The sequence below is a fragment of the Enterobacter sp. E14S genome, assembly GCF_055666685.1.
This window is the reverse complement of record NZ_JBVODQ010000002.1, coordinates 166,736-186,639: the sequence shown is the minus strand read 5'-3', so window position 1 is coordinate 186,639 and position 19,904 is coordinate 166,736. Positions and strand designations below refer to the sequence as shown.

17 protein-coding genes and 5 tRNA genes are annotated in these 19,904 nt (G+C 54.7%); 12 read left to right on the top strand and 10 right to left on the bottom strand.

The window, feature by feature from the left end:
* Positions 1 to 59: 59 nt before the first annotated feature.
* Positions 60 to 1,295 carry an ion channel protein gene (locus ACZ6J2_RS06100; protein ID WP_471725179.1) on the top strand — a complete coding sequence of 412 codons (1,236 nt, stop codon included), beginning with the start codon at positions 60 to 62 and terminating at the stop codon, positions 1,293 to 1,295.
* Here the strand turns inward: ACZ6J2_RS06100 and ipdC are convergent, their stop codons facing one another.
* The gene (gene ipdC / locus ACZ6J2_RS06095) at positions 1,296 to 2,954 is read right to left on the bottom strand and encodes an indolepyruvate decarboxylase (RefSeq protein WP_471725177.1); all 1,659 of its coding nucleotides are present in this window, start codon (positions 2,952 to 2,954) and stop codon (positions 1,296 to 1,298) included.
* Positions 2,955 to 3,139: 185 nt separating this feature from the next.
* Here ipdC and mgrA point away from each other — a divergent pair, with 185 nt between their 5' ends.
* On the top strand, positions 3,140 to 4,138 hold the full coding sequence (gene mgrA / locus ACZ6J2_RS06090) for an L-glyceraldehyde 3-phosphate reductase (RefSeq protein WP_471725175.1): 999 nt from the start codon (positions 3,140 to 3,142) through the stop codon (positions 4,136 to 4,138).
* A gap of 127 nt (positions 4,139 to 4,265) precedes the next feature.
* On the top strand, positions 4,266 to 4,619 hold the full coding sequence (locus ACZ6J2_RS06085; RefSeq protein WP_023308717.1) for a DUF2502 domain-containing protein: 354 nt from the start codon (positions 4,266 to 4,268) through the stop codon (positions 4,617 to 4,619).
* A gap of 32 nt (positions 4,620 to 4,651) precedes the next feature.
* Here the strand turns inward: ACZ6J2_RS06085 and ACZ6J2_RS06080 are convergent, their stop codons facing one another.
* The gene (locus ACZ6J2_RS06080; RefSeq protein WP_023308718.1) at positions 4,652 to 5,890 is read right to left on the bottom strand and encodes an Nramp family divalent metal transporter; all 1,239 of its coding nucleotides are present in this window, start codon (positions 5,888 to 5,890) and stop codon (positions 4,652 to 4,654) included.
* Positions 5,891 to 6,238: 348 nt separating this feature from the next.
* Here ACZ6J2_RS06080 and ACZ6J2_RS06075 point away from each other — a divergent pair, with 348 nt between their 5' ends.
* Positions 6,239 to 7,426, top strand: coding sequence for a NupC/NupG family nucleoside CNT transporter (locus ACZ6J2_RS06075; protein WP_008501591.1), 1,188 nt, complete (start codon positions 6,239 to 6,241; stop codon positions 7,424 to 7,426).
* A gap of 44 nt (positions 7,427 to 7,470) precedes the next feature.
* On the opposite strand, the gene ACZ6J2_RS06070 is transcribed toward ACZ6J2_RS06075, so the two are convergent.
* The 3 genes from ACZ6J2_RS06070 to ACZ6J2_RS06060 all read right to left on the bottom strand — a co-directional run bounded on the left by ACZ6J2_RS06070 (position 7,471) and on the right by ACZ6J2_RS06060 (position 10,069).
* A complete protein-coding gene (locus ACZ6J2_RS06070; RefSeq protein ID WP_471725173.1) occupies positions 7,471 to 9,663 on the bottom strand; it encodes a sensor domain-containing phosphodiesterase in 2,193 nt (730 codons plus the stop codon).
* A gap of 213 nt (positions 9,664 to 9,876) precedes the next feature.
* A tRNA-Ala gene (locus ACZ6J2_RS06065) sits at positions 9,877 to 9,952 on the bottom strand.
* A 41-nt stretch (positions 9,953 to 9,993) separates the two neighbouring features.
* Positions 9,994 to 10,069: transfer RNA gene (locus ACZ6J2_RS06060), tRNA-Ala, on the bottom strand.
* 217 nt (positions 10,070 to 10,286) lie between these two features.
* Between ACZ6J2_RS06060 and ACZ6J2_RS06055 the strand changes: the two genes are divergently transcribed.
* Together ACZ6J2_RS06055 and ACZ6J2_RS06050 are read left to right on the top strand one after the other, a co-directional pair.
* Entirely contained in the window at positions 10,287 to 10,649 is a 363-nt protein-coding gene (locus ACZ6J2_RS06055) for a YfeC-like transcriptional regulator (protein WP_029742102.1), read from the top strand.
* A gap of 1 nt (position 10,650) precedes the next feature.
* A complete protein-coding gene (locus ACZ6J2_RS06050) occupies positions 10,651 to 11,034 on the top strand; it encodes a YfeC-like transcriptional regulator (protein WP_471725172.1) in 384 nt (127 codons plus the stop codon).
* Between the two features lie 52 nt (positions 11,035 to 11,086).
* Here ACZ6J2_RS06050 and gltX read toward each other — a convergent pair whose 3' ends face one another.
* A complete protein-coding gene (gltX, locus tag ACZ6J2_RS06045) occupies positions 11,087 to 12,502 on the bottom strand; it encodes a glutamate--tRNA ligase (protein WP_033146145.1) in 1,416 nt (471 codons plus the stop codon).
* A gap of 258 nt (positions 12,503 to 12,760) precedes the next feature.
* On the opposite strand from gltX, the gene ACZ6J2_RS06040 reads away from it, so the two are divergent.
* The 4 genes from ACZ6J2_RS06040 to ACZ6J2_RS06025 all read left to right on the top strand — a co-directional run bounded on the left by ACZ6J2_RS06040 (position 12,761) and on the right by ACZ6J2_RS06025 (position 13,560).
* Positions 12,761 to 12,836 (top strand) — tRNA-Val (locus ACZ6J2_RS06040).
* A 41-nt stretch (positions 12,837 to 12,877) separates the two neighbouring features.
* Positions 12,878 to 12,953, top strand: a tRNA-Val gene (locus ACZ6J2_RS06035).
* Positions 12,954 to 12,957: 4 nt separating this feature from the next.
* Positions 12,958 to 13,033 (top strand) — tRNA-Lys (locus tag ACZ6J2_RS06030).
* A 188-nt stretch (positions 13,034 to 13,221) separates the two neighbouring features.
* Positions 13,222 to 13,560 carry a FlxA-like family protein gene (locus ACZ6J2_RS06025; RefSeq protein WP_471725170.1) on the top strand — a complete coding sequence of 113 codons (339 nt, stop codon included), beginning with the start codon at positions 13,222 to 13,224 and terminating at the stop codon, positions 13,558 to 13,560.
* On the opposite strand, the gene ACZ6J2_RS06020 is transcribed toward ACZ6J2_RS06025, so the two are convergent.
* Positions 13,557 to 14,492, bottom strand: a complete 936-nt coding sequence (locus ACZ6J2_RS06020; RefSeq protein WP_471725169.1) for a LysR family transcriptional regulator — start codon at positions 14,490 to 14,492, stop codon at positions 13,557 to 13,559. The genes ACZ6J2_RS06025 and ACZ6J2_RS06020 overlap by 4 nt on opposite strands.
* Positions 14,493 to 14,581: 89 nt before the next feature.
* On the opposite strand from ACZ6J2_RS06020, the gene ACZ6J2_RS06015 reads away from it, so the two are divergent.
* Complete coding sequence (locus ACZ6J2_RS06015; protein ID WP_047647131.1) at positions 14,582 to 15,577, top strand: bile acid:sodium symporter family protein; 996 nt, start codon at positions 14,582 to 14,584, stop codon at positions 15,575 to 15,577.
* On the opposite strand, the gene ACZ6J2_RS06010 is transcribed toward ACZ6J2_RS06015, so the two are convergent.
* From ACZ6J2_RS06010 to zipA, 3 genes are all read right to left on the bottom strand, one after another.
* Entirely contained in the window at positions 15,574 to 15,789 is a 216-nt protein-coding gene (locus ACZ6J2_RS06010) for a DUF3820 family protein (protein WP_003861328.1), read from the bottom strand. The two genes, ACZ6J2_RS06015 and ACZ6J2_RS06010, sit on opposite strands and share 4 nt — an antisense overlap.
* Position 15,790: 1 nt before the next feature.
* Positions 15,791 to 17,806, bottom strand: coding sequence for an NAD-dependent DNA ligase LigA (ligA, locus tag ACZ6J2_RS06005; RefSeq protein WP_471725168.1), 2,016 nt, complete (start codon positions 17,804 to 17,806; stop codon positions 15,791 to 15,793).
* A gap of 69 nt (positions 17,807 to 17,875) precedes the next feature.
* Complete coding sequence (gene zipA, locus ACZ6J2_RS06000; protein WP_471725166.1) at positions 17,876 to 18,853, bottom strand: cell division protein ZipA; 978 nt, start codon at positions 18,851 to 18,853, stop codon at positions 17,876 to 17,878.
* Positions 18,854 to 19,083: 230 nt separating this feature from the next.
* On the opposite strand from zipA, the gene cysZ reads away from it, so the two are divergent.
* The gene (gene cysZ / locus ACZ6J2_RS05995; protein ID WP_039263698.1) at positions 19,084 to 19,845 is read left to right on the top strand and encodes a sulfate transporter CysZ; all 762 of its coding nucleotides are present in this window, start codon (positions 19,084 to 19,086) and stop codon (positions 19,843 to 19,845) included.
* The last annotated feature ends 59 nt before the right edge of the window (positions 19,846 to 19,904 follow it).

Genomic DNA, 19,904 nt, shown 5'->3' with positions numbered 1-19,904 from the left:
ATTGCCATAAAGCTTAATGTGCAAAGTAACGTAATGCCGTTTTGTACAAGGAAATCATCATGCTCCACCCGCGAGCCAGAACCATGCTGTTGCTGGCAATTCCGGCGCTAATTATTGGCGTGGCCTCAAGTCTGGTGCTCATTGTCGTGATGAAAGTCGCGTCGGTGCTGCAAGCCATGTTATGGACAGCGCTTCCGACAAAACTGGGCGTCAATGCTGATTCTCCTGCCTGGATCGTTGTGATGCTGACGTTAACCGGTATTGCGGTAGGCCTGGTGATCCGTTTCAGTCCCGGCCATGCCGGCCCCGATCCGGCGCAGGAACCGCTGATTGGCGCCCCGGTTCCCCCTTCGGCACTGCCCGGGCTGCTCATTGCGTTGATTATCGGTCTGGCCGGCGGCGTCAGCCTGGGGCCGGAGCATCCGATTATGGCGGTGAATATTGGCCTGGCGGTTTTCCTCGGTTCACGCATTTTGCCCCGCGTCGGCGCGCTGGACTGGACTATCCTCGCCTCCGCAGGCACCATCGGGGCCCTTTTCGGCACGCCCGTCGCTGCCGCACTGATCTTTTCTCAGACGCTCAGCAGCAATAACGACGTCCCGCTGTGGGATAAGCTGTTTGCCCCGCTGATGGCAGCAGCCGCCGGCGCGCTGACGACCAGCCTGTTTTTCCATCCCCACTTCTCACTCTCACTCCCCCACTACGGCCAAATGCAGATAGCCGATATTTTCAGCGGCGCCATCGTCGTCGCGATCGCCATTGCGCTGGGCATGGTGGCAGTATGGTGCCTCCCACGTCTCCACCGGCTGATGCATAGACTCAAACACCCGGTGTTGATTCTGGGAGCCGGCGGTTTGATCCTCGGTATTTTAGGGGCAATCGGCGGGACGGTGACGTTGTTCAAAGGTCTGGATGAGATGCAGCAGCTGGCCTTCAGCCAGGTGTTTAGCGTCTCTGACTATCTGCTGTTTGCCGTGATTAAGCTAGCCGCGCTGGTGGTGGCGGCCGCCTGCGGTTTCCGCGGTGGACGCATTTTTCCGGCGGTCTTTGTAGGTGTCGCGCTGGGTCTAATGCTGCACGAGCATGTCGATGCGGTCCCGGCAGCGATTACCGTCTCTTGTTCTATTCTGGGATTGGTTCTGGTGGTCACGCGCGACGCGTGGCTAAGCCTGTTTATGGCGGCGGTAGTCGTACCGGATTCGACGCTTTTCCCTCTGCTTTGTATCGTGATGTTGCCCGCCTGGCTCCTGCTGGCGGGCAAACCGATGATGATGGCCTGGCGAAACGACAAGTAATCAGGCGCTATTGCGCGCTTCCAGCGCTTTAGTAATCGCCCCGAGCAGCGGCGGGATATCGGCCTTCGGCAGCATCACCTCAATTAGCGAGAGCCGCTCGTGGTGCGCCACTTTCTCAAGGACATCCGCCAGTTGCTCTGCTTCACTGACCCGCCAGCACTGGGCCTGAGGATCAAGGCTCAGGGCCTGCGGGATTTGCGTCCAGTTCCATAGCGCAATGTCGTTATATCGCTGCTCCGGCCCGTGAATAGCCCTTTCCACCGTGTACCCTTCGTTGTTAAGGACCAGAATGATGGGGTGTTGTTTATCCCGCAGCATCGAGCCAAGCTCCTGGATGGTGAGCTGCGCCGCGCCATCCCCCGTCAGCACAATCACGCGCCGGTTCGGGCAGGCGGTTTGCGCGCCAAACGCTGCGGCCAGGGTATAGCCGATCGATCCCCACAGCGGCTGTACGATAAAATTCACGTCAGCCGGCAGACGAAGGTCGATCGCGCCGAAGGCCGAGGTGCCCTGATCCGCAAGGATGATGTCTCCAGGGCGGATAAACGTCTGCAACGTTTTCCAGAAATTCTCCTGCGTCAGCGAGCCATCCGGCTGCGGATATTCCATCGCGCTTTGAGACGACGGTACCGGCGCATCGTGCACGTGCAGTTTACACAGCTCTACCAGCGTTTCGATTGCCTGAAGCATGGGGATGCCGGTAAACCAGACGTCGCCGACGCGTGAGGCATGAGGCTGAACTTCAATTGTTTGTGACGGAGTTAGCTGATGCGTGAAGCCAGCGGTCAGGGTATCGGTAAATCGCGTGCCGATGCACAGCACCGTGTCAGCCCCTTCAATCGCCTCCTTTACCGCGCCGGCGCTCGCCGAACCGCTGTAGGTGCCGTAAAAACCGGCGTGACGTTCGTCAAATATGCCTTTCCCCATCAGCATGGTAGCGTGCGCCATCGGCACGTCCTTGACCCATTTCTGTAGGGCATGCTTGAGGCCATGGCGCAGGACAAGGAAATCGGCCAGCAGCGCAGTACGCTTGCTCATGGCCAGCCTGTTCTCTGCGGCATCCCGGAACGCTTTCAGGCAGGCGCTATCGGCATGCGCGTGCCGGAGAGTGAGAGCGTTTACAGGCGGCGTGGCGGCCTTTTTAGCCACGTCGGCGGGCAACATCAGATAGCCGGGGCGACGTTCCCTGAGCATGGTAGTTAACACCCGGTCAATCTCATAGCAGGCGTTTTGTTCGGTCAGGATCGCCTGTGCAGCGGTGATGGGTTCGCTCATATGGTAAAAATGACGAAACTCACCGTCGCCCAGCGTATGGTGCAGCAGTTCCCCTCTTTGCTGTGACGCCGTCCCCGGCGCGCCCACTATATGCAGCACCGGAACGTGCTCGGCATAGCTGCCCGCAATGCCGTTCATGGCGCTTAACTCCCCTACGCCAAATGTCGTCAGCAGCGCGGCGAAGCCCTTACATCGGGCATATCCGTCCGCGGCATAGGAGGCGTTTAACTCGTTGGCACAGCCCACCCAGCAGATATCCGGGCTGTCTATCACATGGTCGAGAAACTGCAGGTTATAGTCGCCCGGCACGCCAAACAGATGATCGGCTCCACAATCTGTAAGACGGTCCAGCAGGTAATCGGCGACGCAGTATGGGGTACGCATGAACAGGTATCCTTCTAATGTTGACCTCATCTTGAGTATTAAATAAGCGTGATGACTGTCCAGAATTGGCGATAAGAAGAGCATGGAAAGAATGCTTTACAAAAAAGGCTGCGCTATGCTGCTTTTTTTCGCGTTAATGTAAACGCATACACTGATTTTTTTCTTCAGCGCCATAGGTCATGAGAATGGGTTATCAGCCGGACAAAAATCGTTATCGGACAATGGAGTATCGTCGCTGCGGGCAAAGCGGACTCAGGTTGCCCGCCATCTCGCTTGGGCTGTGGCATAACTTTGGCGACACCACGCTTATCGAAAACAGCCGTCAACTTTTACAGCGCGCGTTCGATCTGGGCATTACGCATTTCGACCTTGCCAACAACTATGGCCCGCCGCCGGGATCGGCCGAACGTAATTTTGGCCGTATTTTGCAGGAGGATTTCCTGCCCTGGCGCGACGAGCTGATCGTCTCTACCAAAGCAGGTTATACCATGTGGGATGGCCCTTACGGCGACTGGGGGTCACGCAAATATCTGCTGGCAAGCCTCGATCAAAGCCTGAAGCGCATGGGGCTGGAGTATGTGGATATCTTCTATCATCACCGTCCTGACCCACAAACGCCGCTGCTGGAAACCATGAAAGCGCTTGACCATGCGGTGCGCCAGGGAAAAGCCCTGTATGTCGGGTTATCCAACTACCCTGCAGAACTGGCCCGCAAGGCGATTGATATCCTTGACGATCTCGGTACGCCCTGCCTGATCCACCAGCCGAAATACTCTCTTTTTGAACGAGCGCTGGAAGAGGGGCTGCTGAACGTGCTGCAGGAAAAAGGGGTCGGCTGCATTCCCTTCTCGCCGCTGGCCGGTGGACAACTGACCAACCGCTATCTGAACGGCATTCCGGCAGACTCACGCGCGGCAAGCGGCAGTCAGTTTCTCAACCCTGACCAGATCACCGAAGAGAAGCTGCAGAAGGTAAGAAAGCTGAACGCCATGGCGGAAGAGCGCGGCCAGAAGCTGTCCCAGATGGCGCTGGCCTGGGTATTACGCCATGAGAACGTGACGTCAGTGCTGATTGGGGCAAGTAAAACGGCCCAGATTGATGATGCCGTGGGGATGCTGGAAAACTGCCATTTCTCTGCGGAAGAACTTGTCCGTATTGACACGATTCTGGACAGCTCAAAATAGAATCATTTTTAGCAAAAAGTGCTCTCGCTCAGGAATTCGGAGTTGAGGCGATGAAACGAGGCTTTACCAACTCGTAATATTGCGTTAACAGGCCCCACAAGGGCCCCGATCGTGAAGGAGAAAGAGTATGTTCAGGTCACTGATTCTTGCAGCGGTATTACTGGCTTCAGCCCCGCTGATCGCCAATGCGGGCGAAATCACCCTGTTGCCATCAGTAAAATTACAAATTGGCGATCGTGACGACTACGGCAGATACTGGGACGGTGGCTACTGGCGCGACCGTGACTACTGGAACCGTCACTATGAGTGGCGCGGAGACCGCTGGTGGAAACATGATAACGGCAGACACCGCGGCTGGTATAAAGACAACGCGTATGAGCGCGGCTACCGTGAAGGCTGGAACGATCGTGACGACCGTCGCGGCGGCTGGGATCGCGGCGGGAAAGGACGCGGCCACGGTCATGGCCACGGTCACCATTAATGCAAAAAGGAGCCTCCCGGCTCCTTTTTCTTTTAGAGTCCCAACGCGGTGCCAACCAGCAGCCACAGGTTCAGTGCCACTACCACCACCACGATGGCCCACCCGGTCCGTTTCACCAGCGTTGAGTTAACCAGTTCGCCCATCAGGTTTTTGTTGCTGGTAAAAATCAGCAGCGGCACCAGCGCCAGCGCGATACCAAAACTCAGCAGCACCTGGCTCATGACCAGAATTCTCGTAGGATCAAGCCCCATCAGAATCACGATAAATGACGGGAGCATGGTGACGGAGCGACGAACCCACAGCGGAATATGGAAGCGGACAAATCCCTGCATCACCACCTGGCCTGCAAGCGTGCCCACCACCGTAGAAGAAAGACCGGCAGCCACCAGGCTGAGACCAAATATCGTGGCGGCAGCATGGCTCAGTAAGGGCTCAAGCGTGAGATAGGCCTGGTCGAGATCGGCAATACCGGTGTGGCCGTTAAAGTGGAAAGCGGCGGCAGCGGTAGCCATCATCGCCAGATTGACAAACCCCGCGATGGTCATGGCGATCGCCACGTCCCATTTGGTGGCAGAGTAACGCTCTTTGCGCGTTCCACCGTGGAGATGCTGGGTCAGCGAGGAGTGCAGGTAAATCACATGCGGCATGATAGTCGCCCCCAATACCCCGGCGGCCAGGAATACCGCTTCAGAGGTTGGCAGGCTTGGGATTGCCATACCTTTGCCGAGCTGCACCAGATTCGGCTGTGAGAAAATCAGCTCGACGATATAGGCCGCCGCGACAAACAGCAGCAGACCGCCGATAACCTTCTCCAGCGGCTTTTGACCCCGACGCTGCAGCATCAGGATCAGGAAAGTGGCAATCCCGGTCAGTACCGCCCCCTGCAACAGCGACACGCCCAGAATCAGCTTAAAGCCGATCGCTGCGCCGATAAATTCAGCGAGGTCAGTGGCCATGGCGATGATTTCCGCCTGAACCCAGTAGAGCCAGACGGCCGGACGCGGATAATGGTCGCGAATTTGCTCCGCCAGGTTTTTACCCGTGGCAATCCCCAGCTTTGCGGAGAGCATCTGAATCAGCATCGCCATCAGGTTAGCCCAGACGACCACCCACAGCAACTTATAGCCGAAGCTGGCCCCGGCCTGAATATTGGTCGCAAAGTTACCTGGATCGATATAGCCAATGGCAGCGATGAACGCAGGTCCCATTAATGCGAACCGCAACTTGCGCGCGGCTCTGCCACTGCTACCCTCTACGCGACTGTTTGTCATTTCTGCCTCTGAAATATAGCCTTTGCTATGTTTAATACTATCAAAATGAGAATGATTATCAAGATCATTTGTGATGTTTACAGTGATTTCTCTGATAGCTTTGAACGATAGACAGGCGGGTAAGTGGGGCGATCTAACAGAAACTAAAATCGCGCGCGCTTTTGTGAAGACTAGCACACAAACTTAACTTTTCACTCATTTACCTAACATAACAAAAATGTATTGTGGATCACTATTTTTGAGACTCGTCACAGGATGTAACTATAGTGTGTCCTCGATCTCGTTTTCTTTTCGCTTGTTACATAGAATGTGCACGAAAATTAAACCTGCCTCATATTTGGAGCAAATATGGACCGCGTCCTTCATTTTGTCCTGGCACTTGTTGTCGTTACTGCACTTGCATTGCTGGTCAGCACAGACCGCAAAAAAATTCGTATCCGTTATGTTGTCCAGCTGCTGGTCATTGAAGTTTTACTTGCGTGGTTCTTCCTGAACTCAAACGTAGGCCTCGGCTTCGTGAAAGGCTTCTCCGAAATGTTCGAAAAACTGCTCGGATTCGCCAATGAAGGGACCAACTTTGTCTTCGGTAAAATGAACGACGAAGGTCTGGCGTTCTTCTTCCTGAAGGTTCTCTGCCCTATCGTCTTCATCTCCGCGCTGATCGGTATCCTGCAGCACATCCGCGTTCTGCCGTTCGTTATTCGTGGAATTGGTTTCCTGTTATCCAAAGTGAACGGCATGGGCAAGCTGGAATCCTTCAACGCCGTCAGTTCCCTGATCCTCGGTCAGTCTGAGAACTTCATCGCGTATAAAGATATTCTCGGTAAAATGTCCCGCAACCGCATGTACACCATGGCGGCAACCGCAATGTCTACCGTGTCCATGTCTATCGTGGGCGCGTATATGACCATGCTGGAGCCAAAGTATGTTGTTGCGGCGCTGGTTCTGAACATGTTCAGCACCTTTATCGTTCTGTCGCTGATCAACCCGTACCGCGTTGACGCAAGCGAAGAGAACATTCAGATGTCAAACCTGCACGAAGGCCAGAGCTTCTTCGAAATGTTGGGTGAGTACATTCTGGCGGGCTTCAAAGTGGCGATTATCGTTGCCGCCATGCTGATCGGCTTCATTGCGCTGATTTCTGCGCTGAACGCTCTGTTCGCTGCGGTGCTGGGTATCTCCTTCCAGGGTATTCTGGGCTACATCTTCTATCCGGTTGCATGGGTGATGGGTGTTCCTGCTCACGAAGCGCTGCAGGTGGGCAGTATCATGGCAACCAAACTGGTTTCTAACGAATTCGTTGCGATGATGGATCTGCAGAAAATTGCCAGCACGCTCTCTCCGCGCGCGGAAGGCATTCTGTCCGTGTTCCTGGTCTCCTTCGCGAACTTCTCGTCCATCGGGATTATCGCGGGCGCGATTAAAGGTCTGAACGAAGAACAGGGCAACGTGGTTTCTCGCTTTGGCCTGAAGCTGGTTTACGGCTCTACGCTGGTGAGCGTCCTGTCTGCTTCTATCGCGGCACTGGTACTCTAACGTTTAGCGTTAAACAAAAACCGGGAGCCAGGCTCCCGGTTTTTTTATGCCCGCAATTCTTCCAGCGGTTTGGGTTTGCCTATCAGGTAGCCCTGCAGGTAATCCACACCGAAGCGAAGCAGCATCTCCCGCTGCGCCGGTGTTTCGACGTATTCCGCTACGACGCACAGCGATTTCGTCTTCGCCAGATTACACATCGACTGCACGATCATCGCATCCATATCATCAGTACAAATGTCTTTAATAAAGCAGCCGTCAATTTTAATGATGTCTGCCTGCAGGCGTCTCAGACGCTCGTAGTTGGCGTAGCCGGTACCAAAATCATCTATGGCAATCCGGAAACCGTAATCCCGCAGCTGCTGAATATTGTGGATGCTGCAGCCTGAATTTGAGAAGGCCTGCTCTTCGGTGATCTCAATCACGACGGACTGAGGCGCAACGCCGTAGCGTTCAAAGAGCGCGCAAATCTCGGACGCCACCTCTTTTTGCATCAGCGTGAGCGGCATCAGATTAATGGAGAAACGGGCGCCAGCATGCGTTGAAGGGTGATCGCGCAGCCACAGCAGTAATTTCTCCATGACGCACATATCAAACCGGTGGCTGAGGTTGAACTGGGCAATCAACGGAATAAAGCGGTCAGGAGTGAAGATCTCGCCCTCGCTCTCCATACGCGCCAGAATTTCGTAGTAGCCGCTCCCGTCCGCCTTCTGGATCGGTTGCGCATACAAATGGAACTGGCCCGCCTCCAGCGCATGCTTAATCCGCGCCAGCATCAGGACTCGCTCTGTCGTTTGCCCTGATGCCGCCTCGAGGCTATTCGTGAGCGCAAGCACGTTGTTAGTTGTTCCACAGGATTGCTCGGCCAGCCAGCTCAGTTGCCCCAGCGTGTGGTGCAGCTTTTCGCCGTTTTCGACCATTCCCCAGGACGCACCGAATTCAATATCCAGCCCGGTGTTGTTCCAGAAAATCTTACGGCTGTTCAGCCGATCAACCATATGCTGGAGGCGCTCAGCGGTTCCCGGGCCCAGTAGTACCAGCACAAGCTCGCTTCCGGGGAGCTGGAAGAGCGTCTCATCTTTTTGCAGGAGAGGCTGCAGCGACGTGGCGATCGTACGTTTGCAATGGACCCGCATGAGGATCCCATAGTGGCGGCTCAAAAATTCCAGGTTATCCATACGCAGAATGCTCACTTTTGCATCCGGGTGAATCTCAAGATAATCCTCCAGCGCACGAATATTGGGCAACCCGGTCAGCGGATCGGTGAGCGCCCTCCCCTGCCAGCCCCGCTTAAGCCACTCGCTGCGCTGGTAAATACGCGACATGTAAAGCAGACAGATCGCGAACGAGATAAGCACGGACAGAATAAAAGAGAGCGAATGGCCCGATTCCACCCCGTTAAGGAAGTTGTAGTTGTAGGTCAACAGCAGGAGCGCAGATACAGCCCACAGCAGAGAAATCAACGCATAGGTCAGTCGGCTTATCGCTAAGGTAAAAAGAATAAAAATCAGCGGCATCAAATAGCCCGCAATGACGGGAGATTCAAAAGGACCACATAAAATGACGAGAATGAAACTTAAAAGCACCAGCCAGGCAAAAATATATAATGAATTCTTGTGAAAAAACACGGACTTCACGCTTCGTCGCCAGAAACTTATTGCATAACGAGGATTAATTATCATTCTTAACGGGTAATAGAACATCATGGTAAAAATCAATGCCGCACATATCAGGCTTTGTATATCCACAACGTTATAAATTACCGTCCCTTCGCCGAAAAAGGTCGAAATTGTCACGGGAAAATCAAACAAATAGCCCGCCAAATACATCGACAGCTTAATCCCTATTGGCACCATAAAACCGAGCCAGAATATCCGTAATCCGATGTGCTTGTTAGGGATGGAGTAGCGCCAACGCTTACCCAGCATGATACGCAGAAGGCCGCACGCCGCGAACAACGCAAAGGTCTGACAGAACAGTAATACTGAATATTGTAGCGGTGCTAAATTTACATAGAATAAATTAGTGACAGTAAAACCTAACAAAATGGGAAGAATAGCCCTGCGCCCAAATAGCAGAATTACCGCCAGCATTACGCTTAAAGGTAACCATGCTAAATAAACGTCGTGACCATTAACAATTGCGCGGGGAGAGAGATAACGGGAGACAGGTACCGCAATCAGGCATAAAGCCAGAGCAATCATAAATATCTTTACATTATTGTAAGTTTTTCTATTCATTAACCTGGGCGTTATTTTCCGAGAGAATTATTGACCGGATGGATAATAGGTTTATTAATTGCGCGAATCAAGTTCAAGTCTATTTTTAGACTGGTTTATTGATGTCGATTGAGGTGAGGTACGGGAATACCTTCTTTTTGATAACAAAATAGGGTGGCGGGTGTTACAAACACATAAAAAAAACCCTCGTCTTTTGACGAGGGTTTACAATTTTGGTGGAGCTAAGCGGGATCGAACCGCTGACCTCTTGCATGCCATGCAAGCGCTCTCCCAGCTGAGCTATAGCCCCACATGTGACTTTACTGACCGCACTCTGTTGGGTTCAGAGTTTGGTGGAGCTAAGCGGGATCGAACCGCTGACCTCTTGCATGCCATGCAAGCGCTCTCCCAGCTGAGCTATAGCCCCATCGTAAAGCTGTCATGTTGACGGGCGGCATAATATGAATTCCGCTGCGGAGTGTCAACGGCAAAATCAATCCCAGCCATTCAATCGCCGAAAATTCATGCAAATGAATCACTTTGCGAGCCTGCTCGCAGCCAGGAGTTAAGCCTGTCACGTTTTCACGTAAAACGGTGCTATAAAATGAGCCGTTAATTAACCCCACTGATATTCAGGAAATTGCATGATCAAGGAACGAATGACGCCAGAAGAGTTAGCCCTCCTCACTGGCTATAGCCGCCAGACCATCAATAAATGGGTACGTAAAGAGGGTTGGATTACATCACCAAAACCAGGCGTCCAGGGTGGGAAAGCTCGCCTGGTACATGTGAACGAAAAGGTCCGTGACTTTATCCGTAGCGCACGTCGGGCAAGTGAAACGTCCGAACTGCCTGAAGGCGTCAGTCATGATAGCTCGCTTCACACGCTACTCCTGACGCTTGCCAATGAAATGACGCCGGAAGAGCAGAAGCAGATGACATCGCTGTTAATGCGGGAAGGGATTACCGGCTTGTTGCAACGTTTAGGGATTCGCGATCAGAACTGATATGAAAAAATTACGCAGCAAAATGACCACGGAAGAGCTGGCGGAGAGTTTGGGCGTTGCCAGACAAACGGTTAATCGCTGGATACGCCAGCAGGGATGGAAAACCGAAGGCCTCAACGGCGTGAAGGGTGGTCGCGCGCGGCTCATTCATATTGATGCGCGCGTGAAGGAACATATTATGAGCCTCCCGGCGATCCGTAACCGTCAGGCGGTTTACCATCTCGCTGAGGTCACCGCTTCATACAGTGACCCCTCTTCAAACCTGTCTCCGGGCATTATTGAGACGCTGGAGAGTATGACTCAGTCAGAGCAGAGGCGTCTGGACGCCTTATTGAAACGCGAAGGCATACACGGCTTTCTGACGCGGCTCGGTCTCACGGAATAAGAGGCATAAAAAAACGGCAGGTTACCCTGCCGTTTTTTTATCTGAGGCCGAATTACTGCTGATTTTCACGTTCAGCGATAAAGTCCAGCGCCTTGTTAATACGCGCCACGCTGCGTGACTTGCCGATGGCGTGAACCGTCACATCCAGCGCCGGAGACTGTCCCGCCCCGGTCACCGCAACGCGCAGTGGCATACCGACTTTACCCATACCGACTTCCAGCTCGTCTGCCGTCGCCTGAATGGCGTGATGCACATTTTCAGCGGTCCACTCGGTAAGGGCCGCCAGCTTGTCACGCACCACTTCCAACGGCTGACGCGCAACCGGACGGAGGTGTTTCTTCGCAGCGTCCGCGTCGAACTCTTCAAACTCTTCATAGAAGTAGCGGCAGCTTTCGGCAATCTCTTTCAGCGTTTTGCAGCGCTCGCCGAGGAGTTTCACCAGATCCGCCAGCTCAGGGCCAGTGCGGGTATCAATATTTGCCTGCTCAATATGCCACTGCAAATACGTCGCCACATATTCTGGCTGCATTGTGTTGATGTAATGATGGTTCAGCCACAGGAGCTTGTCGGTATTAAAGGCGCTCGCTGATTTGCTTACAGAGCTCAGAGAGAACAGTTCGATCATCTCTTCGCGACTGAAGATCTCCTGGTCACCGTGGGCCCAGCCCAGACGCACCAGATAGTTCAGCAGTGCTTCCGGCAGATAACCGTCGTCGCGATACTGCATAACGCTTACCGCACCGTGACGTTTAGACAGTTTTTTCCCGTCATCGCCGTTGATCATGGAGACGTGCGCATAAACTGGCACAGGGGCGTTCAGCGCCTTCAGGATGTTGATCTGACGTGGCGTATTGTTGATATGGTCTTCACCACGGACAACGTGAGTAATTTCCATATCCCAGTCGTCAACCACAACGCAGAAGTTGTAGGTTGGAGAACCGTCGGTACGACGGATGATCAGATCGTCCAGCTCCTGGTTGCTGAATTCAATTGGGCCACGGATCTGGTCGTCAAAGATTACCGATCCCTCTTGCGGGTTAGCAAAACGCACCACGCAAGGCTCATCTGCAGCATGCTCGCTATGGTCGTGGCGGCAGCGGCCGTCATAACGCGGCTTTTCACCGTTCGCCATCTGCGCTTCACGCAGTTCATCCAGACGCTCTTTAGAGCAGTAGCACTTATACGCCGTGCCCGCGACCAGCATCTCATCAATGACAGCGTTATAGCGGTCAAAGCGTTTGGTCTGGAAGTAAGGACCTTCATCCCATTCCAGATTCAGCCAGTTCATCCCATCCATAATGGCTTCAATTGCTTCTGGCGTGGAGCGCTCAAGATCGGTGTCTTCAATACGCAGCACGAACTCACCTTTGTTGTGGCGTGCGAAAAGCCAGGAATAGAGAGCGGTACGTGCACCACCGACGTGCAGATAGCCTGTCGGGCTCGGCGCGAAGCGAGTTTTGATTTTCATGAAATGGCCTTACGTTATAAAGATGCCGGCAATCGGCAAATCCTGGGGAAAAAACGATGGGCAATATTCTATCACTGTGGGGGGATTCCTCAATGTTGATCCCTTTATCGTGACCGAGTTTGCGATTTTTGTTTAGAAATCATGCGTCATTGCCCGTTTCGCGATCGTTTTGTTTAATTTTACGACGAACGAATAAAAACTTTAGAAAATGCGTTGACTCATTTTCAACTCTCCCTATAATGCGACTCCACACAGCGGGGGTGATTAGCTCAGTTGGTAGAGCATCTCCTTTACACGGAGGGGGTCGGCGGTTCGAGCCCGTCATCACCCACCATCTACTTCGGTAGACTCGCAGTGTAGATAAGAATTGAGATTGGGCGATTAGCTCAGTTGGTAGAGCATCTCCTTTACACGGAGGGGGTCGGCGGTTCGAGCCCGTCATCGCCCACCATTTCGGGTCGTTAGCTCAGTTGGTAGAGCAGTTGACTTTTAATCAATTGGTCGCAGGTTCGAATCCTGCACGACCCACCAATGTAGAAAGGCGCCCTAAAGGCGCCTTTTTGCTATCTGCAGTTTGTCTACTTCCGCCTTCAAGTACACTTTCACCGCATCATCAATACTGATTGTGTATCAATGTAACTCCCTGCCAGATATGGCAGTTTTGCTCAAGCTAATCCCGTTAGTGCCGATACCTCTGTTTTATAACGCGAGGAAAAAGTATGACGACCATTCAGGCTTCAACCCAACAGATTCAAACCAGCGGCGCGAGTGGAGCTTCGAGCAGTAACGATATCGCTGCGCAAATCACCCGCATTCTCGACAAGATCAAAAAGCTGACTCAGCAGTTAAAAGAGCTGGCAAACAGTCCCGTCAGCACCGATGAGAAGAAAAAGCAGCAGGAACTTATTCAGACCCAGCTCAAAGTGCTGCAGGCCCAGCTCGCCGCGCTGCAGCGCCAGCAGGCCGAAGAGGCCCAGAAGAAGCAGGATCAAAAGCTGGGCAAAGTGGAAGGTGTGAATAACCCTTCAGACAATAATCAGATTGATATCTACATCTAATCTTCTGATGCGTTAAACAGTGGGTCGCGTATGCGGGCTTCGGTTAATCGTTGTGCCTGGATACGCACCACTTCCCAGATAGCCTGCGCCGCCCCCGAGAGTGAGCGATTTTTTCGCCGCACCAGCATCAGCTTTCGCTCAACAACGGGCGTTAATCGCTTGACGGCCAGCCGGCTTCCCTGCGGCAGGGGAAGCGCCAGGGCGGGCAACACGCTGATGCCAATGCCGGCTTCCACCATGGGAAAAAGCGTCGCCGGGTGACCAATCTCCTGCACGATCGTTGCCTTTACGCCCTGATTCACCAGCGCGGAATCAATCAGCGGACGGCTGCCCGAGGCATAATCCTGTAAAACCAGGTTCGCGCCCGTCAGGGACTGCCAGCTGACCTCCGGCAACGTGACCAGCGGGTCGTCGTCACGGCAGAGCAGCAAAAAGGGTTCAGAAAGTACGCTTTCGCACGCCAGATCGCTCGCCTGGCCGGGATCGATAACAATACCAAAATCCACATCGCCCTGGCGGATGCTTTCCAGCACCCACTGCTGCGGCCTGTCATGCAGGACAAAATCAATGTCCGGGTAGCGATGATTTCCCTCGGCAATACACTGCGGGATAAGGTGCGCTGATATCGTCTGACTGGCCGCGACGCGGACGGTCCCCGAAAGCTGCTGCCCCAGCCTCCCCACGTCTCTGAGCGTGCAGTTCAGCTCATCCAGCAATCGTTCGAGACGCAGGGCGAGCTGCTGACCCGCTTCGGTCAGCACCACTTCGCGCGTGGTGCGGTCAAGCAACTTCACCCCGGTCTGATTCTCCAGCTCTTTCACGCTGTGGCTGACCGCCGACTGGCTCAGACCAATCATCTCCCCTGCCCGGCTAAAGCTGCGGGCGTGGGCGACGGTGACGAAAATACGAAGCTGACGTAAGGAATAATTCATCTGTTTCATTCATGAATGGATGCAATAAATCAATTTTATTTCTCAAATAGAAAAAAGCACAATAGCGACATCTGATTTCAGGAGTCATTATGAAACTATTTCGTATTCTTGATCCGTTCACGCTTACCCTGGTGGTTACCGTTTTACTGGCCTCGTTTTTCCCGGCTCGCGGCGCTTTCGTCCCGTTCTTTGAAGGGCTGACGACGGCCGCCATCGCACTGCTGTTCTTTATGCACGGTGCAAAACTCTCCCGCGAAGCCATTATTGCCGGCGGTAGCCACTGGCGGCTGCATCTCTGGGTGATGTGCAGCACGTTCATTCTGTTCCCAATCCTCGGGGTGCTGTTTGCCTGGTGGGCCCCGGTTAACGTCGACCCGGCGCTCTACACCGGTTTCCTGTATCTCTGTATTCTGCCGGCTACCGTGCAGTCCGCTATTGCCTTTACCTCTCTCGCGGGAGGAAACGTTGCGGCCGCGGTTTGCTCGGCATCGGCATCCAGCCTGTTAGGGATTTTCGTTTCCCCGCTGCTGGTGGGCCTGCTGATGAACATGCACGGCGCGGAAGGCAATCTCGAGCAGGTTGGAAAAATCTGCCTGCAGCTGCTGCTGCCGTTTGTCCTGGGGCATCTATCCCGTCCATGGACCGGGGCGTTCGTGGCGAAGCACAAGAAATGGATCTCAAAAACCGACCAGTCGTCGATTCTGCTGGTGGTCTATTCCGCCTTCAGCGAAGCGGTTGTGAACGGGATCTGGCATAAGGTGGGCGCAGGCTCGCTGCTGTTTATCGTGGTGGTGAGCCTCGTCCTGCTGGCGATTGTGATTGCGGTAAACGTCTTTGTGGCACGCAGGTGCGGCTTCAGCAAAGCGGATGAAATCACCATTGTCTTCTGCGGTTCCAAAAAGAGCCTGGCGAACGGTATCCCGATGGCCAACATTCTGTTCCCGACCTCGGTGATTGGGATGATGGTGCTGCCGCTAATGATTTTCCACCAGATCCAGCTGATGGTCTGCGCGGTGCTGGCGCGTCGCTACAAGCGCCAGACCGAAAAGCTGGCGCAGGAAGAGACCCGCGCCGCGAAGGCTTAAGGACGTTTCAGGGGCTGAACCAGCTGGGTCAGCCCCTCGGTTTTGATCAGTAACGTGATAGCCATCAGCTCGCCCAGCCGCCCTGCCGGGAATTCATCCTTGCGGGCAAACCACAGCAGATACTCCTCCGGCAAATCAATCAGCCTGCGGCCCTTGTATTTACCGAACGGCATCTCCGTATTGGCAATCTCAACGAGCTGTTCTTTCTCCACGTTACTCTCCTAACAGACGCATCATTTCCGCTTCGTCGATAACCTCAATGCCGAGCTCCTGTGCTTTCGCCAGCTTCGAGCCCGCCGCTTCCCCGGCGATCACCAGGTCGGTTTTCTTCGACACGCTGCCCGCCACTTTGGCCCCCAGCGCCACCAGGCGCGCTTTCGCATCGTCGCGTGAAAGCTGGCTCAGGCTGCCGGTCAGGACTACCGTTTTACCGGCGAACGGGCTGTCGATCTCTTCGGCGTTAACCACTACCGGCGCGGGCCACTTAATGCCCTCTTCCAGCAGCTTGCCGATGACTTCACGGTTGCTCTCTTCGGCGAAGAAGTTAAAGACGTGCGTGGCGACCACAATGCCAACGTCAGGAACTTTCTGCAGCTCGTCGATGCTTGCCTTTTCCAGCGCCTCCAGCGTACCAAAATACGCCGCCAGGCCCGCTGCCGTCGCCTCCCCCACTTCACGAATGCCCAGCGCGTACAGGAAGCGAGCAAAGGTCGTCTCTTTTGCGGCTTCCAGCGCGTTCACCACGTTCTGGGCTGACTTTGGCCCCATGCGATCCAGACCGGTCAGTTTACCTGCCGTCAGCCTGAAGAGATCCGCTGGCGTATGGACATACTCTTTCTCAACCAGCTGATCGATAATCTTGTCGCCCATGCCGTCGACGTCCATCGCCCGACGAGAGACGAAGTGCTTCAGCGACTCTTTACGCTGCGCACCACAGATTAAGCCACCCGTACAGCGCGCCACCGCTTCACCTTCCACACGCTCAACGTCGGAGCCGCACACCGGGCAATGGGTCGGGAAGACGATCTCGCGCGTATCGGCAGGGCGCTCTGACTCCACGACGTTAACCACCTGCGGGATAACGTCGCCCGCGCGGCGAATCACCACTTTGTCACCAATGCGCAGGCCGAGGCGTTCGATTTCATCGGCGTTATGCAGCGTGGCGTTACTCACCAGCACGCCCGCAACCTGCACGGGCTCCAGACGGGCGACCGGGGTAATCGCCCCCGTACGGCCAACCTGGAACTCCACGTCGCGAACGACGGTCATCTGCTCCTGAGCAGGGAACTTAAACGCCACCGCCCAGCGCGGCGCGCGCGCCACAAAGCCCAGCTGCTCCTGTAGCGCCAGTGAATTCACCTTGATGACGACGCCATCAATATCAAAACCGAGCGTCGGACGGTCCTCTTCCACCTTGTGGTAGAACGCCAGCACCGCTTCCGGCGAGTCGCAGAGCTGAACGCGGTTGCTCACCGGCAGGCCCCACGCTTTAAACTGCAGCAAGCGTCCGAGGTGCGTATCCGGTAGCTCGCCGCCCTCCAGAATACCGACGCCGTAGCAGAAGAAAGTAAGCGGTCGCTTCGCGGTAATACGCGGGTCAAGCTGGCGCAGAGAGCCTGCCGCCGCATTACGCGGGTTAGCAAACACCTTCCCGCCGGTGCGACGCGCCTCGTCGTTAATTTTCTCGAAGCCCGCCTGGGGCAGGAACACCTCGCCGCGCACTTCCAGACGAGCGGGAATGTTGTCACCCTGCAGCTTCAGCGGGATCGCGCGGATGGTACGCACGTTGGTAGTGATGTCTTCGCCCGTCGTACCGTCGCCACGCGTTGCGGCACGCACCAGCACGCCGTTTTCATAGAGAAGACTGACCGCCAGGCCATCCAGCTTGAGCTCGCAGCACCAGGTGAGGGAGTAGCTGCTTTTCAGGCGATCCTGCACGCGCTTGTTAAACGCGAGGAAGCTCTCTTCATCAAATACGTTATCCAGCGACAGCATCGGCACCTCATGGCGCACCTGGCTGAAAGCGCCAAGCGGCTCAGCGCCGACGCGCTGGGTGGGGGAATCCGGCGTGATAAGCTCCGGATGCTGCGCCTCTAATTCGCGCAGCTCGCGCATCAGGCGGTCATATTCGGCATCCGGGACTTCCGGCGCGTCCATAACATGATAGAGGTATTCATGATGGCGAAGCGTGGTTCGCAGTTCAGTGAGTTGTTGTTCGATTGAGTCCATATCGCACCATCAATGAGAAAAAACCCCCGACAGGCGGGGGTTGAGGAGGAGTTGAAGTAAGCGCGACTATTACGCGTTAGCTTCCTTAACTTCGCGGATGCGGTCCTGATATTCGCGCAGCTTCTGCGGGGTCATCATTCGACGCTGATCGTCGAGCACCACACCGCCGACTTCGTCAGCGATGTGCTGAGCGGACTGCAGCATCAGCTTAAAGTTTTGCAGTTCATCGCCGTAAGAAGGCACCTGCATAAAGATAGTGACGCCCGGGGTCACGAAATCACCGGTCATTTCCGGATCAAAGGTGCCAGGGTTAACCATGTTGGCAAGGCTGAACAGCGCCGGGCCGCTACCGTCAGGGCTCAGGTGACGATGGAAAATGTTCATATCGCCAAACTTGAATCCTGCCTGTTGAATACTGTTGAGCAGCACGTCACCGTTAAGATGGCTGCCGTGATGCGCGGCCACGTTCATGATGATCACCGCTTCTTTACGCTGCGGTTTTTCAACAACCGGCTCTGGTTCTGCAACGGGCTCAGGCTCAACGTGTGGAGCAGGCTGAGGCGCAGGCTGTACGTGAACAGGCTGCTGCGGTTGTTGTACCGGTTGAGCAGGCTGTTGCTGCACGGGCTGCTGCACCGGTTGCTGTTGAACCGGCTGTGGCGCAGCAGGCTGCTGATAGACAGGCTGTTGCGGCGGCTGGCGCACCGGTTCTTCCACAGGCTGCGGCGCTGACTGGCGCGGCTGTGCAGAAGCATACGGCGGTTGATACTGGTGCTGCGAAGGACGAGGCGCTTCATGCTCCCCATGGCCTGCGCCGGGCGCAGTATTGACCCGATGAACACGAACTTCACCCACGCCGTCGTCATCGCTGCCGTCGATGTCATCTTCACTGTCATCGTCGTCACGACTGGACTTCATGCGCTTCAGTGGGCGATCGCGAAACATCGAGGAACGCTCTTTACGGCTGGTCCAGAAACCATGTACCAGTAAAGCGATTATGGCGATCGCGCCAACAATGATTAATATCAGACGCAAATCCTGCATCATTATATTCTCTGTTGTTCTAACACCTTGCCACCACGGCAAACATTTACTCACTAAGAGTATTTGCCGTTTACGTCAAGTGCAAGTGTGTGCAGAGCATTCACAGCATAAAGATGAAGGAAATCGTGCTTTTTGCTGGTTTTTCGAACATTTCCGAACTGGTCATTGCTCCGTAAGTGGATAATATAGGCGGGCAATTCCACTGGTTGTGTAAAAAGGAGTACAGCCTGGCTATGGTTTCAACATCTTCTTCTCCCCCGCGCAGCGGCGTCTGGTATTTTTCTCAGGGCTGGAAACTGGTCTCCCTGCCGGGGATTCGACGCTTCGTGATTCTGCCGTTGTTGATCAACATTATTCTGATGGGCGGCGCGTTCTGGTGGCTATTCACAAAGCTGGAGAGCTGGATCCCGTCGCTGATGAGTTACGTGCCGGACTGGCTGCAGTGGCTTAACTACCTGCTCTGGCCGGTGGCGGTGATCTCCGTGCTGCTGGTGTTTGGGTACTTCTTTTCGACGATTGCCAACTGGATAGCCGCACCGTTCAACGGTCTGCTGGCGGAACAGCTGGAAGCGCGGCTTACCGGTGCGACGCCGCCGGACACGGGCGTGCTGGGGATCATGAAAGACCTGCCACGCATTATGAAGCGCGAGTGGCAGAAGTTTGCCTGGTACCTGCCCCGCGCGGTCGTGCTGCTTATCCTCTATTTTGTGCCAGGCATTGGCCAGACGGTGGCACCAGTGCTGTGGTTCCTGTTCAGCGCCTGGATGCTGGCCATCCAGTACTGCGACTATCCGTTCGATAACCACAAGGTGCCGTTTAAAGAGATGCGCACCGCCCTGCGCAGCCAGAAGGTCGCCAATATGCAGTTTGGCGCGCTGACCAGCCTGTTCACCATGATTCCCTTCCTGAATCTGTTCATCATGCCCGTCGCCGTCTGCGGCGCGACGGCGATGTGGGTCGACTGCTACCGTGCTAAGCACGCGTTATGGAAATAATGCAAAAATGTGTAAAGCAGGGGTGGCTTATGCCGCCCCTTATTCCATACTGATCCCCA

Coding starts and splice junctions, on each gene's coding strand:
- ACZ6J2_RS06020 (WP_471725169.1), bottom strand. CDS start 14,492: ATGAATTATTCCTTACGTCAGCTTCGTATTTTCGTCACCGTCGCCCAC.
- ACZ6J2_RS06075 (WP_008501591.1), top strand. CDS start 6,239: ATGGACCGCGTCCTTCATTTTGTCCTGGCACTTGTTGTCGTTACTGCA.
- ACZ6J2_RS06025 (WP_471725170.1), top strand. CDS start 13,222: ATGACGACCATTCAGGCTTCAACCCAACAGATTCAAACCAGCGGCGCG.
- ipdC (WP_471725177.1), bottom strand. CDS start 2,954: ATGCGTACCCCATACTGCGTCGCCGATTACCTGCTGGACCGTCTTACA.
- ACZ6J2_RS06085 (WP_023308717.1), top strand. CDS start 4,266: ATGTTCAGGTCACTGATTCTTGCAGCGGTATTACTGGCTTCAGCCCCG.
- ACZ6J2_RS06015 (WP_047647131.1), top strand. CDS start 14,582: ATGAAACTATTTCGTATTCTTGATCCGTTCACGCTTACCCTGGTGGTT.
- ACZ6J2_RS06070 (WP_471725173.1), bottom strand. CDS start 9,663: ATGAATAGAAAAACTTACAATAATGTAAAGATATTTATGATTGCTCTG.
- ACZ6J2_RS06100 (WP_471725179.1), top strand. CDS start 60: ATGCTCCACCCGCGAGCCAGAACCATGCTGTTGCTGGCAATTCCGGCG.
- ACZ6J2_RS06050 (WP_471725172.1), top strand. CDS start 10,651: ATGAAAAAATTACGCAGCAAAATGACCACGGAAGAGCTGGCGGAGAGT.
- ACZ6J2_RS06055 (WP_029742102.1), top strand. CDS start 10,287: ATGATCAAGGAACGAATGACGCCAGAAGAGTTAGCCCTCCTCACTGGC.
- zipA (WP_471725166.1), bottom strand. CDS start 18,853: ATGATGCAGGATTTGCGTCTGATATTAATCATTGTTGGCGCGATCGCC.
- mgrA (WP_471725175.1), top strand. CDS start 3,140: ATGGGTTATCAGCCGGACAAAAATCGTTATCGGACAATGGAGTATCGT.
- ACZ6J2_RS06080 (WP_023308718.1), bottom strand. CDS start 5,890: ATGACAAACAGTCGCGTAGAGGGTAGCAGTGGCAGAGCCGCGCGCAAG.
- cysZ (WP_039263698.1), top strand. CDS start 19,084: ATGGTTTCAACATCTTCTTCTCCCCCGCGCAGCGGCGTCTGGTATTTT.
- ligA (WP_471725168.1), bottom strand. CDS start 17,806: ATGGACTCAATCGAACAACAACTCACTGAACTGCGAACCACGCTTCGC.
- gltX (WP_033146145.1), bottom strand. CDS start 12,502: ATGAAAATCAAAACTCGCTTCGCGCCGAGCCCGACAGGCTATCTGCAC.